Below are 864 nucleotides of genomic sequence, written 5' to 3' on the forward strand. Positions count from 1 at the left end.
GTCCCCGCCCGCACCCCCGTGAGCGGTGTCCGGGCCAGGCGCCGCGGGCAGGTCGTGCAGCAGCCAGTGGGCGGTACGCGCCAGCGAGAGCCGTACCAGCCGTGACCCCGCCGCACCGGTGCGCTGCTCGGTGAGAGCCCTCAGCAGCCCCGCCGCCAGCAGATAGCCGGAACCGTGGTCGAGCGCCTGCGCGGGCAGCGCCCCCGGCACCAGATCGGGAGAACCGGTGTCCCCGCCCGCGCCCCGCGCGGCCTCCACAGCGGCGATGCCCGTCGCCGCCTGCACCAGGCTGTCGAAACCCCGCCGACGCTGCCAGGGCCCCGCCGGGCCCCAGGCGCTGAGCTGGCCCACCACCAGGCCTGGCCGCCGGTCCATCAGCGACTCGGGCGCGAGCCCGAACCGGTCCAGCGCGCCGGGCCGGTAGCCGGTGACCACCACGTGCGCCGACGCCAGCAACTCCTCGAACGTCGCCTGCCCCGCCCGGGTGGACAGATCCAGCAGCGTCGAGCGCTTGCCCAGGCCCGTGTCCGCGTGCGTGCCGGGGAACTCGGGCCGCTCCGGTGCGTCGATGCGCAGCACGTCGGCGCCCAGTAGCGCCAACGTGCGGGTCGCGACCGGCCCCGCGAGCACCCGGGTGAGATCCAGAACGCGCAGTCCCCGCAGCCCGCCGGGGCCCGGCGGGCCCTCCAGGGCCGGCGTCGGGGCCGCGTCCAGACCGCTCACCGACACCAGGGGGGCCGCCGCGACGGCAGCCCGCTGCGGGTGGGACGCCCACTCGTCGGGGGTGCGGACGGCTACCGCCAGACCGCCCTGGCGGTACACGACCTCCTCGACATCCCGCGCCCGACGAGTGGGCGTCCCACC

The 864-nt window shown here is 77.4% G+C and carries 1 protein-coding gene; it reads right to left on the reverse strand.

All coding sequences use genetic code 11. The features are described 5' to 3' along the window. A partial coding sequence (locus AB8Z75_RS35135) for a CoA transferase (RefSeq protein ID WP_369209217.1) occupies nucleotides 1-864 on the reverse strand: 864 nt, incomplete at both ends.

The sequence above is a fragment of the Streptomyces sp. PU-14G genome (assembly GCF_041028275.1).
Classification (GTDB): domain Bacteria; phylum Actinomycetota; class Actinomycetes; order Streptomycetales; family Streptomycetaceae; genus Streptomyces.